This window comes from Rhizobium sp. Root149, from assembly GCF_001427345.1.
In the GTDB taxonomy this organism is placed as follows: Bacteria; Pseudomonadota; Alphaproteobacteria; order Rhizobiales; family Rhizobiaceae; genus Neorhizobium; species Neorhizobium rhizoryzae.
In genome coordinates, this window is sequence record NZ_LMGD01000002.1 from 1 (window position 1) to 14,496 (window position 14,496).

At 56.8% G+C, this 14,496-nt stretch carries 15 protein-coding genes and 3 pseudogenes; 11 read left to right on the top strand and 7 right to left on the bottom strand.

The features are described from left to right. Window positions 1–314, top strand: a pseudogene (locus ASD54_RS26770) (hypothetical protein); the annotation flags it as partial. Between the two features lie 12 nt (window positions 315–326). Here ASD54_RS26770 and ASD54_RS03635 read toward each other — a convergent pair. Further along, on the bottom strand, window positions 327–581 hold the full coding sequence (locus ASD54_RS03635; protein ID WP_156379053.1) for a hypothetical protein: 255 nt from the start codon (window positions 579–581) through the stop codon (window positions 327–329). 348 nt (window positions 582–929) lie between these two features. On the opposite strand from ASD54_RS03635, the gene ASD54_RS03640 reads away from it, so the two are divergent. Next, on the top strand, window positions 930–1,391 hold the full coding sequence (locus ASD54_RS03640; RefSeq protein ID WP_162249534.1) for a helix-turn-helix domain-containing protein: 462 nt from the start codon (window positions 930–932) through the stop codon (window positions 1,389–1,391). Between the two features lie 43 nt (window positions 1,392–1,434). Here the strand turns inward: ASD54_RS03640 and ASD54_RS25930 are convergent. Beyond that, a pseudogene (locus ASD54_RS25930) lies at window positions 1,435–1,590 on the bottom strand (IS3 family transposase); the annotation flags it as partial. 342 nt (window positions 1,591–1,932) lie between these two features. On the opposite strand from ASD54_RS25930, the gene ASD54_RS26775 reads away from it, so the two are divergent. Then, a complete protein-coding gene (locus ASD54_RS26775; protein WP_162249535.1) occupies window positions 1,933–2,310 on the top strand; it encodes a hypothetical protein in 378 nt (125 codons plus the stop codon). A 135-nt stretch (window positions 2,311–2,445) separates the two neighbouring features. Here the strand turns inward: ASD54_RS26775 and ASD54_RS03655 are convergent. After that, a pseudogene (locus ASD54_RS03655) lies at window positions 2,446–3,528 on the bottom strand (site-specific integrase). 103 nt (window positions 3,529–3,631) lie between these two features. Here ASD54_RS03655 and ASD54_RS03660 point away from each other — a divergent pair. Both ASD54_RS03660 and ASD54_RS03665 read left to right on the top strand, forming a co-directional pair. Then, window positions 3,632–3,910 (top strand): type II toxin-antitoxin system Phd/YefM family antitoxin, encoded by a 279-nt coding sequence (locus ASD54_RS03660; protein ID WP_062553282.1) that lies wholly within the window; start codon window positions 3,632–3,634, stop codon window positions 3,908–3,910. After that, window positions 3,897–4,328, top strand: coding sequence for a hypothetical protein (locus tag ASD54_RS03665; RefSeq protein ID WP_062553283.1), 432 nt, complete (start codon window positions 3,897–3,899; stop codon window positions 4,326–4,328). The genes ASD54_RS03660 and ASD54_RS03665 overlap by 14 nt, the downstream gene beginning before the upstream one ends. Before the next feature lie 251 nt (window positions 4,329–4,579). Here the strand turns inward: ASD54_RS03665 and ASD54_RS03670 are convergent, their stop codons facing one another. Together ASD54_RS03670 and ASD54_RS03675 are read right to left on the bottom strand one after the other, a co-directional pair. Continuing rightward, entirely contained in the window at window positions 4,580–4,969 is a 390-nt protein-coding gene (locus ASD54_RS03670) for a YkvA family protein (RefSeq protein WP_062553284.1), read from the bottom strand. A 3-nt stretch (window positions 4,970–4,972) separates the two neighbouring features. Continuing rightward, window positions 4,973–5,515 carry a Chromate resistance protein ChrB gene (locus ASD54_RS03675; RefSeq protein WP_062553285.1) on the bottom strand — a complete coding sequence of 181 codons (543 nt, stop codon included), beginning with the start codon at window positions 5,513–5,515 and terminating at the stop codon, window positions 4,973–4,975. A 248-nt stretch (window positions 5,516–5,763) separates the two neighbouring features. Here ASD54_RS03675 and ASD54_RS03680 point away from each other — a divergent pair, with 248 nt between their 5' ends. Beyond that, a complete protein-coding gene (locus ASD54_RS03680) occupies window positions 5,764–7,278 on the top strand; it encodes a Mu transposase C-terminal domain-containing protein (protein WP_062553286.1) in 1,515 nt (504 codons plus the stop codon). A gap of 87 nt (window positions 7,279–7,365) precedes the next feature. Here the strand turns inward: ASD54_RS03680 and ASD54_RS03685 are convergent, their stop codons facing one another. Continuing rightward, on the bottom strand, window positions 7,366–8,499 hold the full coding sequence (locus ASD54_RS03685) for a site-specific integrase (protein ID WP_062553287.1): 1,134 nt from the start codon (window positions 8,497–8,499) through the stop codon (window positions 7,366–7,368). A gap of 124 nt (window positions 8,500–8,623) precedes the next feature. Here ASD54_RS03685 and ASD54_RS03690 point away from each other — a divergent pair, with 124 nt between their 5' ends. Both ASD54_RS03690 and ASD54_RS03695 read left to right on the top strand, forming a co-directional pair. Further along, entirely contained in the window at window positions 8,624–9,577 is a 954-nt protein-coding gene (locus ASD54_RS03690) for a DUF1403 family protein (RefSeq protein ID WP_062553380.1), read from the top strand. Window positions 9,578–9,587: 10 nt separating this feature from the next. Further along, window positions 9,588–10,292, top strand: a complete 705-nt coding sequence (locus ASD54_RS03695; protein ID WP_062553288.1) for an SMC-Scp complex subunit ScpB — start codon at window positions 9,588–9,590, stop codon at window positions 10,290–10,292. A 32-nt stretch (window positions 10,293–10,324) separates the two neighbouring features. Here ASD54_RS03695 and ASD54_RS03700 read toward each other — a convergent pair whose 3' ends face one another. Beyond that, window positions 10,325–10,957, bottom strand: a complete 633-nt coding sequence (locus ASD54_RS03700; RefSeq protein ID WP_062553289.1) for a hypothetical protein — start codon at window positions 10,955–10,957, stop codon at window positions 10,325–10,327. A gap of 187 nt (window positions 10,958–11,144) precedes the next feature. Here ASD54_RS03700 and ASD54_RS03705 point away from each other — a divergent pair, with 187 nt between their 5' ends. Genes ASD54_RS03705 through ASD54_RS03715 form a run of 3 tightly spaced genes read left to right on the top strand, consistent with a single transcriptional unit; the run spans window position 11,145 to window position 14,462 of the window. After that, a complete protein-coding gene (locus tag ASD54_RS03705; protein ID WP_062553290.1) occupies window positions 11,145–12,638 on the top strand; it encodes a recombinase family protein in 1,494 nt (497 codons plus the stop codon). A 29-nt stretch (window positions 12,639–12,667) separates the two neighbouring features. Then, window positions 12,668–13,546: a plasmid partitioning protein RepB C-terminal domain-containing protein gene (locus ASD54_RS03710; protein WP_156379062.1), complete on the top strand. Its 879-nt coding sequence runs from the start codon at window positions 12,668–12,670 to the stop codon at window positions 13,544–13,546. Further along, window positions 13,530–14,462, top strand: coding sequence for a plasmid partitioning protein RepB C-terminal domain-containing protein (locus ASD54_RS03715; protein WP_062553292.1), 933 nt, complete (start codon window positions 13,530–13,532; stop codon window positions 14,460–14,462). Before ASD54_RS03710 ends, ASD54_RS03715 begins: the two co-directional genes overlap by 17 nt. Window positions 14,463–14,496: the final 34 nt, after the last annotated feature.

The following is a 14,496-nucleotide window of genomic DNA, read 5'->3' on the forward strand; positions in this document are numbered from 1 at the left end:
GTTTGGCCTTGTCGCTGATCATCCATGAGCTTGCCACGAACGCGACAAAATACGGTTCACTTCGGTCAGACGATGGGTATGTGGACATCTGCTGGCGAAACGAGGCCGGGCGCATCGTGCTTCGATGGACGGAACATGACGGGCCGCCCGTCGTTGTTCCGGAGAAAGAAGGCTTTGGATCCAAACTGATCCGACGCGCCTTTCCGGCGACCTTTGCACCGGATGTCTCCGTCACCTATGCTTCAGATGGCCTGCAGTTCCAGCTGTCATTCAAAGATATCGTCAAAGGCTTGGATCAACGCCAACTGTCTTGATAAATGGTGACGCTAGAGCTGCCGGTCTAGCAGCATTGCCTGTATCTGTCGCAGCACACTGCGAGAAATCTGCTTGTAGATCTCGTCTGGTGTTAGACCCTTCGCCTTTGCCTCGGTAAAGCATCGCATCGCGCTCGACATCAATTCCCTCTGAACGTGCTGGTGCGATGTCAAATGCTTCACAAGCTCCAGAACACGTGTTCGCAAATCGTTATCGGTAATCTGACTGCCGGTGATCATCGATTGATATAAATCTGCCTTCTGCATGACTGCCTCCCGCGCCAAAAACACCAGCGAGGCCGGATTGTTCCCAACCCTTGCTTTCGGAACGGGTAACATTAGCTCCCTGTTCAATTTGGGGGTCTCCATATGTCGACAGAAAGCTGCGAAGCTCGAAACTACCTCCTTCGAGAGATCGAGGAGTGTTCGCCGAAAGAGGTTGAGTCACAATCCCTACGGTTCGAACCCAGACCGGGACAACTCCTACTAACGCAGGGGCAAGTGGCTGAGTGGGTTTTGTTTCCCACCTCCGGGTTGATCTCTTGCTTCAGGTCACTTGGTCACCGACGTGTTGAAGTGCAGCAAGTCGGCTGTGACGGGGTATTGGGGCTCCATGTGGCCCTGACCTTAACGGGCAGGGAAGAAAGCACCACATCGATCGTCCAGACTGCCGGGCAGATGGTCGGCCTACCGCCGCGTCTGGTTCGATTGCTCATCTTGAACCGCCCTCCCATTGGGGAAATCTTGCATAACTACCTGCTTGGGCAGGCATTGGAGACGCATGAGGTTCTGACGCGGGCGACGGCTTGTTCCATTGTGACGCGACTGGCATTTTGGATCGTGCGGGCAGATGCTCGTCTAAACAAGGGATCTATCAACATTACGCATGATGCGCTCTCGGATATCCATTGCGTTCGCCGCCCCAGCATGACAGTGGCGCTTCAACAGCTCGAGGGGATGGGTGCTATCAGATCGTTAAGAGGACAGATTGTGGTTCTTGATCGAGAGGTTCTTCGGGAGGCGGCCGAGATGCCTGTGCATGGCAAAAGTTTGCCTGTTCTTGAAAGGCTTGCCTGAGCGGTAAGCTGGACCGGGTTTGCTGGAGGCCATGTCAATTGAGTCATGCGGCTATGGTTGCTTCGTCCAGCACGGCGTAATTCCGCTCTTCAGCTTCGCCTGGCAGTATTTTCTCGATGGGTTTTAGGAGGCGTCGGTGGTTGCACCAGTCAACCCATTCCAAGGTGGCGAACTCGACCGCTTCGGGGCTCCTCCATGGTGCGGCGTTGATGAATCACCTTTGCCTTTTCAGCTCATTTTTTGGCGCCGGTTCAGGTAACGCCATCAGTTCGCGCATTGTCTGTCCATGGGAAGGATCTGCAGCACGTCGCAACGAACGCTATCTCGTTGTCACTATGGTTTTTTCCAGCAGCCTTGGGGGCAGTTCAGGGGCCGCGAGAGCGAGGTTTTCTTAAATTCGATTGGTTTGCCGACAGGCCCTGATAAGAATTGATGCCTGCTTACTCCCTCAATAATCGTCCCCAACAATTCAGGAGGAGCTATCTTAGTTCCGCAGAATTTCAGTAACTTTGCCTTCAGGTGAAAGATTTAGAATTCTGGTATGTCAGCAAAAGCCATCACCTTTCGAAAAAACCCGAGCCCTGAACGTGACCCGGATCGCGGCAAGGGGAGCTTCTCCTCTTCTGTGGCCGCACTCGTTCTTGTATTGAGCTTAACTTTCGTCTCGATAGGACTTGCGACCTGTTTATTAATGGGATGGAATCCATCCGAGACATTCATGTTTCTGCTGGACAGCAAAAGCATTGACCCAAGATGCAACGTAAAAGGAACGATCAACGCGAATACGGGTGAGCGCATGTATCAAACCTACGGGCTTCACTTTCGTGAAATCAGTTTCACCGGTTCAACAACTGATATCCGTTGGTTCTGTAGTGAGATCGAGGCTCGGGCTGCGGGCTATGCAAGAGCGATGCAGTAAAATAGTCTTCGTTAGCATAAAATAAAATCAGGCTTGTAGCTGTGTCCGACTGAGAGGACACTTTTTAACCAGAGCCAGACTCTCTGGGCTCGTAAGGGTTGGACATCTCCAGCATCGCTGTTGCGGATTCTCCTCTCAATCCAGCAACCTCGAAGCCCTGCCACTGCGACGTTGGGCATGGTTGTAGTATTCCGAGGCCTGCTGGACGGAGCGATGCCGGGACTGCTCCATGGCTTCTGCCAGCGGAATGCCGCGATTGGCTGCTTCGGTGAGATAGCCGGAGCGCAGGCCATGGGCGGAGAATTCTGTAGGATCGAGACCGGCCATTGCAGCGCGCTGCTTGACGATATCGCTGATCGCCTTCGGATCTAGCGCACGGGCTGAGACATTGCCTCGAAACACGCTGCCTTTGTCTATCCTGCCAGCCTTTAGCCAGGCATTCAGCGCATCGACGGGACGACCGGTGAGGTAGACGACCTCGTCGCTGTCGGCACCACTCGTCTTGGTGCGTCCCAGATGGATGGACAGCGAGGGCAGGGGAGATGGGCCTTCGACAGGGATCGGAGCTTCCGGAGTGAGCTGTTCCTTGCGCAGCCCTGCCACTTCGCTGCGACGACGACCGCCAGAGGCAAAAGCGACCATCAGGATCGCCTTGTCTCTCACATCGCGCAGGCTGTCGGTGCGACAGGTCGCGATGAGTTTTGACAGGACGTCGCTGGTCACGGCCTTTGCGCTTTTGCGCTTCCTCGGTCGCGGCGTCGCGCGCACGGACAGCCGGATTGCGGACTTCAGGGCAGGGGAGGCGAAGGCACCCTGTAACCACCGCCACTTGGTCAGGGTAGACCAGGTCGCCAGTCGCCAGCGAACGGTATCGGGTGCGTGGGGGCCGACTGTTCTGAGGAACCCCTGGATGCGCAGCTTATCTTCGACATCACCGGGCATGCCGTGGTCTGGATCCGTAAGACGCTTTCCCGGATCCCAGAAGTGATGGGCGACAAACTTCAGAGGCAGTGCTTATGGTGCGGGCCACGGGAGAGAGATCCCCGTCGAAGCAAGCGACCATGCCTGCAGATAGGCGAGATCCGAGGTCAGCGCTCGCAGCGTTGCGACATCCTGATCCGTTAGCAGTTCGGCGAGTTCGTCGCGCCGCTCTATGGGGGGAACAGCGGCGATTGTGGTCAGTTCTTCGATGCGGCGCGACACGGGTCTGTTGCTTATCGGGGCTATCGTCAGCTTTGGCACTTACGCAGCCTTTAAGTCTATTAGATTGATTGCAACAGTTCCGGAAAGCCCGTATATTCCGGAACAAAGGAGATCTGCCATGACTTCGATTGTGACAGCCGCTGCAGTTTCGAAGAATTTCGGTGCCTACCAGGACGCCGCAGTTCGTGAGCCGGTGATCATTACTAAGAACGGCCGGCCGCGCACGGTGCTCATGGCCTATGAAGACTACCTTCGCCTCGCCAAGCGTGATCGGCGAGTTGATCTAACCGCTGCGATCAGTGACGACGAGCTTGCCGCGATCGAGGCTTCGAAGATGGAGCCGGGTCTGGATCATCTCAATGCCGAACTGCTGATGGACAAGAATGCTGCCGACTGAACCGAAGGTCGGCTGGGTTTTCCGTTATTCCTATCTCTGGCATTGGCAGCATCTGCAAGGGCGGGAAGAGGGTGACAAGGATCGACCCGCTCTCGTGATTGCGATTGTCGCCACACTTGAGGATGGAACGCCTGTGGTTCGCGTCCTGCCGATCACGCATTCGCCGCCGTCCGATTCCCGCGATGCGATCGAAATCCCGCCGGCCACCAAACGCCGTCTCGGTCTCGATGGCGAGCGGTCGTGGATCGTGCTGACCGAAAGCAATCGTTTCGTCTGGCCGGGGCCCGATGTTCGCCCTGTTGATAGCGAGAGCGGATATCATGGGCCGCTGCCTCCGGCGATCTTTGAAGAGGTGAAGCGCCGGTTCGTTGAGCTGGCGAGAAGCCAGCGTCACAAAGCGACCATTCGCAGCGACTGAACTATTCATCCTGTTATCTGTTACCTGTCATCGAAATTCGCGCGTCGAGCTCTGATCTTCGCCGTTGTTGACTTCGACTTTAAGCTTGTCGATTCGCTTGATTTAGCGGAATCAATTTTCTTGGAATATTACATTTTATTATCTGCCAGGATCATTGGAATCTTCCAGATTGGCCGGAAAGCGCCAAAAGCGGTCATCTGATGGTCTGGCCTGCTGCGTACAGCGAAGAAGTATTTCAGGCTCCGAGCCAGCTACTTTGCCAGGTAGGTCCAGGCTACCCATCCCGCGAGCGAGGCGCTGAACACCCATATCGCCAGGATAAATACGAGGCCCGCCCGACTGGAAGGACGGTTGGTCCCCTGTACCGCGAGCGTGCGGAATTCGACCATAAGCGACGATGGAATGAGCTTCGTCGCAAGTAGTATACCGAGAGGCACGATCAAGAGATCGTCAAGATATCCAAGAACCGGTATAAAATCGGGAATGAGATCGATTGGCGACAACGCATAGGCAGCGACACCGCCCGCAACAATCTTCGCTGCAATCGGCGTGCGCCGATCCCGCGCGGCGATCCACAAGGCCAATACATCTCGCTTGATCGAGCGTGCCCATCGTTTAGCGGTGTCGAGCCATCTAGCCATTGGTCACCTGTTCTCTTCGTGTCGGAGGAAGACCTCGTTAGCGTAGGCATCAAGTAAAGCCTCACAATTCGCGAGCCGTGCTTCAGCTTGCGAAGCGAGGTTTGCGCCATAGAAATCGAGTTTTTTGATTTTTTCCAACCAAGTCTTCAGCTTCTTGAGATCGAGGTCGTTCTCTTCGATCTCGGCATATGAGAAATGGCCAGCTACGGTCTCCTTTTCGAGTTCGGCTTCAAATCCATCGCACCGCTCGATGAGTTCAAGATACTCAGCGTCGCGGTCAGCTCGAAACCTCTCCTCGACCTTTGCCGATTGGCTTTGATCCAAAGGCGCGGTTTCGAGAAGGATGGACTCGCCTTCCATCTCCTCGATCTCGTTTTCTATGATCTTCAGAGTACGACGATGTTCGTCTGTTCTGGGGAGGAGACACACTCCGCTTTGAAGGTATACCGCGCCGAGACCTTTCAGCTTACGCCAAAGCGCGACCCGCCGCCTGTTTGGTTTAGTGGGGACCTTGTAGGTCAGAAGAAGCCAAGATTGTTTATCCATCGCACAATTATATTGTAACGGCCGTTACATCTCAATGACTAAAAAACGCGACCATCGAGAAGGTCGGAACTACATGAAAGATGCTTCGGCTGAGGACCCGCAAGCGATGACCGCTTCGGACCGTAGCGGCCGTCCCCGGTAGAATGACTTCCGAGACCAGGCGTCTTTCGCCTGTCATTCTTGGGGCGCATCCTGGGATTTGCGGCAAGTGATCGTGGCCAAGCCGAGAGCTCGGCCAGGAGGTCTCGATGGTGCGGACACCTGATAGGACGCTCAGCAGCGAGACAGCTTGGCAAAGGGCTGTAGCCCGCGAAGCCGTCATTCGGCCCATCGCTTCTGTGAATAAGCTGACCGCCCCGGAGAAATTCGCCGCTTGCAGGCAGCTGGGCCTCAAGCCCACACGGTTTTATCAACTGCTTGCGCAATTTCGGCGAAAACCGGTCACTAGCTCATTACTTGATGAGACGCCCGGCCCAGAGAAGGGGAGGCGGCTTTTATCCGCGGGACAGGAAGATGCCGTTGCCAGCGCCATCCAGGAAATCTATTGCCGCCGCGAGCGGCCGACGATCACAGCCGTTCATGATCATGTCCGGATCATTTGCCGTCAGCGAAACCTGATTGCACCTTCTTGGAAGGCCGTGAAGGTTCGAATTAATCGCTTTGACCTAAAAAAGCTGACCAGAGCCCGAGAGGGTGCGAGTGCCGCCCGCCAGCAATATACACCCGCGATCAATGAATACTCCGTCGCACATGCGATGGAGGTCGTGCAGATCGATCATACGTTGGTCGACCTCTTTGTCGTCGATGCTGTAAATCGCCAACCATTGCAACGTCCCTGGCTGACTTTGGCAATTGACGTCGCCAGCCGCATGGTGGCCGGCTTCTACCTGAGCCTTGAGCACCCATCATCGACATCTGTCGCTTTGGCCATCCGGCAAATGGTGTTGCCGAAGGCTTCCTGGCTCGTAGAGCAAAACGTGATCGGCGACTGGCCCGTCTATGGTTTGCCCACCGCCATTCATCTCGACAATGCTCGGGAGTTTCGGGGAAAGGCACTTGCTTGGGGAGCGGCCGAGCACGGCATAAAGCTCATCCATCGACCGGTTGCTCGCCCACATTACGGTGGCCATATCGAGCGGCTTATCGGCACAATGATGGGTGCCGTTCACTTTCTGCCCGGCTCAACGTCGAGCGATATAAGCGCTCGTGGCGACTACGACCCTCAAAAACATGCTGTCATGACCTTTGACGAGCTGGAGCGGTGGCTCACCCTCGAGATCGTCGGCCGCTATCACGCAGATATTCACCGTGTGCTGAAAATTCCACCTCGCCTGGCTTGGGAAGATAGCGTCCTTGCGCGTCGGGAGCCTCTGCGGCTTCCTTACGACGAACATCGTTTCGTGCTGGATTTCCTGCCCTTCGAGGAGCGTGTCATTCGCCGAGACGGGCTGCACCTGTTCGGCCTCAAATACTGGGACGATGTGCTGAGCCCGTGGACCGGTGCGCCAGACAAGATGAGGATCCGTTACGATCCTCGGGATATTTCTTGCGTGTTCGTTGACGGACCGAGCGGCGAAAACTGGCCGGTTCGGTTCGCAAACCTCGGCCGGCCGCGGATCACGCTCGGAGAGCACCGGCAAGCCGTGGCCGCTTTGAGGGCGCGTGGACTGCAATCGGTCGACGAGCACCTTATTTTCGAGACGATTGAAGCCCAACGACGGATTATCGAGATCGCGGGTCGTCACACGCGGTGTGGCTTTTAGCCTCCGATTTCAATTGAAGCGCTAAGCGACAAATTTGGCACTGGAATCTCCCCTTGCGATTTCACTCCGAAATAGGGGAGGGGCCAACTAGAGCCCTGATGCCTTGGTCAGATTCACGCGGAAGCGATCCCGCCGGCGCTGATATCTGCGTGTCATCTCCGCTGAAGCATGACCGAGCTGTTTCTGGACGTAACGCTCGTCGACTTCAGCGGAGGAGGCCAAGCCCGCGCGAAGGGAATGTCCGGAGAATTTGATGGCGCGTTCGATCTCACTGAGATCACCGCGAACGCCTGCGGCCATTGCGGCCCTTTTCACAAGCCGAGCAACCTCCTTGTCGTTCAACCGCTCCGAGCCGACAGCTTTCCCTTGCCCGGTCACGCGGCGAAAAAGCGGGCCATGAGCCAGATCAGCGAACTTGATCCAAGTCTCGATTGCGGCGACCGGGCAGGTCGCATCGGCCGAGCCGCGACCGACCTCGACCTCTCGCCATCCGGTTTTACCGCGCAGCGTAATAATCATACCCTTGTCGAGGATCTCGATCCAACCACGACCGTCCTCAGTCTGGTCGGCCTTCAGGTCGAGGCCGACGATCTCGGAGCGCCGAAGGCCGCCAGCAAAGCCGATGAGCAACATGGCCCGATCACGCAGGCCGCGTAGGGAGCCGCGATCGAGCGTTTCGACCATGGCAATGATATCCTCAGCCATGACCGCTTCCTTCTGGACCGGCGGCCGGGCATGGCTGTTGCGGATGCCGGCCATCACCGTCGCAATGTGCCTGTCCTTGCGATCGAGCGAGAGGCCACGCTGGGCATAGTTCCAGGACAGCGAGGAGAGGCGGCGTTCGATGGTCGAGACCGAGTTCGCTTTTGCACCACGTGCAGCCGTGCCGGAAGCGCAGGCGGTGATATAGAGCCCGACGGTTTGCGGATGCGGGGGGAGGGGAGTTAGGTTCGACCGCCGGCACCATGCTGAAAAGTGCTTCCAGTCCGCGGCGTAGGCTTTGCGGGTATTCGCAGAGCTCGCCGCTTCGACGTATCCCCGGGCGCGATCGGCGAGGTTTGCGAGATGAGGTGGTGTCTCGTCATCGACGACAGAAGAGGGGAGGGGGCCATCGCCCGACACCCGCGGCGCAGAAACATCATGCCCAGCCGCCGTGCTGAGAGACGGCGCTGAGGTCTGCTCGAGGTGATTTTCGCCGTTTTGTTCGATGATTCGGGCCATTTCTCTATAATGAGCAGAACGTCCGATAATGCAAGATTATCGGACGTATTATTTCGTCGACATGCCGTGCGGTTAAGCGCAATATTGCTGGCACAAACTGCACAGGCGGTTTATGCTCTGCCGCATGGATTCGCTTGCGCCCAACACTCCGAACGCGTCGGTCTGGTCACCTCACTTCCCAAAGTGGATCCGGTCGCGAGCACACGATTTCACCGAATCCGATGCAGCCTTCGTCGCCGGTATCGCCCTGAAATCGCTCGACGATCTTCTTCGTGCCGACCCGCCATGGCTCGGCTGCTGGCGCGATCGCCTCGCCCTGAAATCGGCCGCCGTCGCCGCCAGAATGCTTGGTCGGAACGTGGAAGAAACCGCGATCCGTGACGCGGTTTTGCTGACGGCCAATGGCGACGATCCCGGCCCGGCCGGCAAGTTGTTTTTGGCCACACGAATGCTGACGCGTAAGACTGGCGCCATTGGCTCGCCCTTCCTCAAGGAGCAAGCCGAGCTTACCGCCCTTCGCTGGGATGATGCCCTTGTGGCGGTTCCGGATCTGGTCGATACCGCGGTCCAGTCCGGGCGGGCAGTACCCTTTGCGGTGGCGGACCTGATAACGGCGTTCTTTACCGTTCGCCCGGACGCCGAGGTGTTGGCGCTCGGCCTCGCCGACGCCGTACTGGCGCAGAAACTGAACTGGTCCAAACCCGTGCCCCTGCTGTTGCCCGAGCGGTTTGGCCCGGCGTTCCGCACCATTGGCGGCCGTGGTCGCGTCCGACCAGGAGAGCCGGCCTATCCGAAAGCAATTTGCTTGGCGTTGGTCGACGGTGTCGACGCCGCACTGCGCTGCGCTGTCGAAATCGATCGCCGCGCCGCGCGGTTGCTGGCCGTGTCGTCAAAGGTGCGGACCAAGGGCGCCGCGCCGGTGGTCCATCAACTTCTAAACGAGGATGCGGTCGCAGCGTCGGCGCCAGGCAGCACCCTGTCGCGCTGGGCGGCCAGCCGGCTGTTCGAGCGTCTGGAAAGTTTCGAGGCGGTCCGCGAGCTCTCAGGCCGCTCCTCCTTCCGCATCTTCGGATTGTGAGGCGACCGGGATGAGCGCAGCAACGCAACCCCGCCGAACGGCCAGAAAGAATTCTGAGGACGATGTCCTGTTCGATCGTGAGCTCGAGGATCTGCCGGCGGATATGCGCTGGCGGGAATGGATGCTGCGGGTCGAGGCGGTGATCTTTGCCTCGGCCGAGCCGGTCAGCCGCGAGACGCTGGCGCGGGTCGTGAGAAAAGACTGCAGCATCGATCTGCTCATCGACGACCTTAACGAGGAATTGCGAGACCGACCATACGAACTGGTGGCGGTCGCCGGCGGCTGGCAGCATCGAACCCGACCGCGGTTCGCCGGCACAATCCGCGCCTCGTCGGCGCCGACGCGGGGAGGGGGAGCAGCCCTGTCGGAGTTCGAGGCTATGGTACTCATGGCGGTGGGATATTTCCAGCCGGTCACCCGCGGTGAGTTGGGGAAGATCTTCGGCAAGGAGGTTAGCCGCGATGTCATCGGTAATCTGCGAAGCTCGGGTTTCATCGGCTCCGGGCCGCGCAGTCCGACACCAGGCGCTCCATACACCTATGTGACGACGCCGCATTTTCTCTCGGCCTTCGGGTTCGAGACCCTTCGTGATCTTCCGAATATTGAGGCACTGGAAGATGCAGGACTTCTTAGCAGTCGAACCGACTCTATAGCTCCCAGCATCAATCCAGCTGACCTCGATTCTGACGAGCACGAGGAAGCTGACACTGATTAGGCGTTGTCCGGCTTGTCGCGATTTGGGACCAGTTAGTGAATGCTTCTTCTGTAGCGGCCTTTTCGCCGCGATCCGACATATTCGAGCAGCCTGGAACGCAGGAGAGCGCTGATATCCCGCCGCGCCGTTTTCAAGCTGACATGCCAGGTCAGCACAATCTCTTTTGCGCCGAGGCGTTTACCTGCCTTGATCTGCTCTACAAACCATTGCTGGCGTTGATTGAAGGAGGGCGGTTCAGGGTCATCATTAAGGTCACTTTCAGGGACACGATCAGGGTCATTACGGCCGATAATTGATGCCAGTGTAGCGATGGCGGCCTCGCCAGCGGCATAAGCTTCTTTGGTTGCCATACGAAGAAGGCGATCGTTTGCAGCAGAACTCTGTTCGGATGCTGGGCCTTCGATGATACCTAGAACGAAGGCCCGCATGACCGGCGAGGAAACAACCAGCCGAAGGAAAAACATAGCTTCTGGAGCATGTTGTCCCGATAGCCAATGTTTTACTGTTCGTTCGCTGGCGCCGGTTTGCCGCATCAGCTCCTTGATTGCTCGGTGGCTATCGCCATGCTCTTTTTTCAGAAGATCGGCGACGGTGAAGGCAAGGACCTCCCGGTCACCCAGAAAGCCGGGCCACGTTGGCAACTTACTGCCCTTTTTAGGCAACATCTTCCGCTCCTTCATGCACTAGAATTGCGATGCGGATGCCTGCAGAAATGGATGTGTGCTCGGCGCCGCGCCAACCTCAGGATCAGACGCCTCTGATCAACGACAGGAGGGGCAACCATTGGATCGGCACACCTTAAACGGTAGCTCATCGGAGCCGCAGCCAGTGCGAGCTGCCGAATATGTGCGTATGTCGACCGATCATCAGCGATATTCTACCGAAAACCAATCGGAGGCAATTCGGAACTATGCGCGGGCGCGTGGTATCGAGATTGTCCGGACATATGCGGATTCAGGAAAGAGTGGCTTGAAAATCGAAGGGCGTGATGCGCTGCGCCAGCTCATCGAGGATGTGCAGGTCGGGACAACAGATTTCACAATGGTCCTGGTCTATGATGTCAGTCGCTGGGGCCGTTTCCAGGATGCCGATGAAAGTGCCTATTACGAATACATCTGCCGCCGTGCCGGGATCTCTGTCGAATATTGCGCCGAACAGTTTGAAAATGACGGTAGTCCGGTGTCCACGATCGTTAAAGGTGTCAAGCGGGCTATGGCCGGAGAATATAGCCGTGAGTTGTCTACGAAGGTTTTCGCAGGGCAGGGCCGGCTGATCGAAAAGGGATACCGGCAAGGCGGACCAGCTGGTTTTGGCTTACGACGCACACTCATCGATGAACGCGGCCAAGTGAAAGGTATTCTCCTACGCGGCGAGCACAAAAGCATTCAGACTGATCGTGTGATCCTCACTTTGGGGCCGGCCGAAGAGGTGGAGCTGGTTCGCGAGATATATCGCAGGTTCGTCCATCATGGGGAAAGCGAGAGTGAAATCGCAGCTGAGCTGAATAAGCGCGGCATCAAATCCGACCTCGGTCGTAACTGGACGAGAGGGACCGTCCATCAAATCCTGATCAACGAGAAATATGCCGGCGACAATGTGTGGAACCGACAGTCTTTCAAATTGAAGAAACGGCATGTTCGCAATGATCCCGACATGTGGATCAGGGCTAACGGCGTGTTCGACGCTGTCATCGAGCGATCCGTATTCGAAGCGGCGCGAACCGTTATCAACGCCCGGTCGTTCCGGCTGAGCGATGAAGAGATGCTACAGTCTCTACGAGACCTGTACCAGCGAACGGGAAGCCTATCGGGTATCGTCATCGATGAATGCGATGGGATGCCGTCAAGCAGTTCGTATAGCTCACGGTTTGGCAGCCTTCTGCGAGCCTACAGCCTCGTGGGCTTCAATCCCGATCGAGACTACCGTTACGTCGAAATTAATCGAGAACTCCGCAAGCGCTATCCCGAAGTCCTTGAGGAGGTGATAGGTGCCTTGAAATCCTCTGGCAGCGAGGCGTGGCAGGACAGCGAAACCGATCGAGTGACGGTCAACGAGGAATTCACGCTGTCGATCGTAATCGCTCGTTGCTTCCAGACACCGACGGGACTTCTCCGTTGGAACCTGCGTTTCGACACGTCACTTGCTCCCGACATCACTATCGTTGTCCGCATGGATTCTGCCAACCAGAAGCTATTCGACTACTACCTCTTTCCAAGGCTGGATCTTCTCGCCGAGCGATTGAGAATGGCAGAAGACAATGCTCTTCAGCTCGATGCCTATCGGTTCGACGACCTCGCCATTCTCTATCAGATTGCCGCACCCGTTAACCTGTCGGAGGCCGCGTAATGTCTGCTCTTCATTCAAATCATATCGAAATGATCCCAATTTCACGCATCTCGGTGCTCAATCCGCGCGCTCGCAACAAACGACAGCACCGGGATATCGTGACCAATATCGAGGCCATTGGTCTCAAGCGTCCGATCACTGTCAGCCGCCACAATGGCCCAGGCGGCCCACGGTACGATCTGGTTTGCGGGGAAGGCCGTTTGGAAGCCTTTCAAATGCTCGGACAGAGCGAGATCCCGGCGGTAGTCATTGAGGCGAGCGAGGACAAATGCCTTGTCATGAGCTTGGTCGAAAATATTGCTCGACCAACGCCCCGACCAATCGATCTCATGCGCGAGATCGGGTCATTGAAAGCGCGTGGCTACACCGACGCCGCCATTGCCGAAAAAATCGGCGTGGGGACATCTTGGGTCTATATGATCGCAACGCTCCTGGAAAAGGGGGAAGAACGGCTTGTTGCGGCAGTCGAAACCGGCTTGATCCCGATTACATTGGCGATGGAGATCTCGCGGGCAGAAACTGAAGAGGCGCAGAGCCTGCTATTGGAAGCCTATGAGGCAGGCCAGCTTCGAGGGAAAAAATTGGCTGCTGTTCGGCGCCTGCTTGATATGCGCATGCGCGCGCAAGGAAAAGGGCTGCCGTCAGTACGTCTCGGCCGAAAGGGTTCGGGTCGGCGCATGACTGCCCATGATCTGATGCAGGTCTATCAACGGGAAGCTGAAAAACAACGCCTCTTAGTCAGAAAGTCGGACTTCACCCAGACGCGTCTCTTGTTCATCGTCGAAGCGCTTAAAGAGCTTCTCGCCGACGAGGGATTCGTCAATTTGTTGAGAGCTGAGGGGTTGGCGACAATGCCGAAAGCGCTCGCGAGCCGAATATCCGGAGAGCACTATGACCGACGGTCGTAATGAAGCGGAGGGGCAAATACGCCTGGCGTTTGATCGGGATATTCGAACGATTGCTATCTCATCAATCCTACCGCTGAAATCACTACCAGACGGCGCGCGCGAAAGCAGAAAATTTGCGCAGGTCTTAAGCTCCATCAAAGCGATTGGATTGGTTGAAGCGCCGGTCGTGATCGCAGATAGCGGGAATCCGGGCAACTGGTTTCTACTAGATGGCCATCTTCGGATTGAGGCCTTGAAAGAGCTCGGCATTTTGGATGTCGAGTGCTTGATCGCAACCGACGACGACACGTACACATATAACAAACGAGTGAATCGGCTGGCTCCTATTCAGGAACATAGGATGATTGCCCGTGCGATCGACAGAGGCGTCGCCCCGGCGGACATAGCAGATGCGTTGGGCCTACAGGTCGACTCCGTCATACGGCGGTTTCGGCTGCTTGACGGCATCAGCCCTGAAGCCGCAGAGATGCTGAAAGACACACCATGCTCGATGACCGTCATCGACGTGCTGCGGCAAATGTCGGCCGTCCGGCAGATTGAGGCAGCCGATCTCATGATTGGTCAGCATAACTTTTCCATCATGTTTGCCAAAGCGATACGCGCCGCTACGTCGGATAGCCAACTCGTCGTCCAAAAAAAATCCTCCGGCCGAGCCGCAGGCACCCCATCCGGTCAACAGATCGCACGCATGGAGAGGGAACTGGCAGCGTTACAAACCCAGGTGAAGAACGTCGAAGAAACGTACGGGATCGATAATCTTCATCTTACCGTCGCGAGGGGGTATGTAACGAAGCTGCTTGCCAATAGCCGTATCACGCGGTGGTTAGAAAATCACCGCCAGGAATATCTTGGAGAATTCCAGAAGATTGCCGAGATCGACTCGATCGGCCCCTTCAAGGATGCTCCCGAGGCGTAGGATTTGAGGTGAGTTCTCAACATTGGCAACGAAC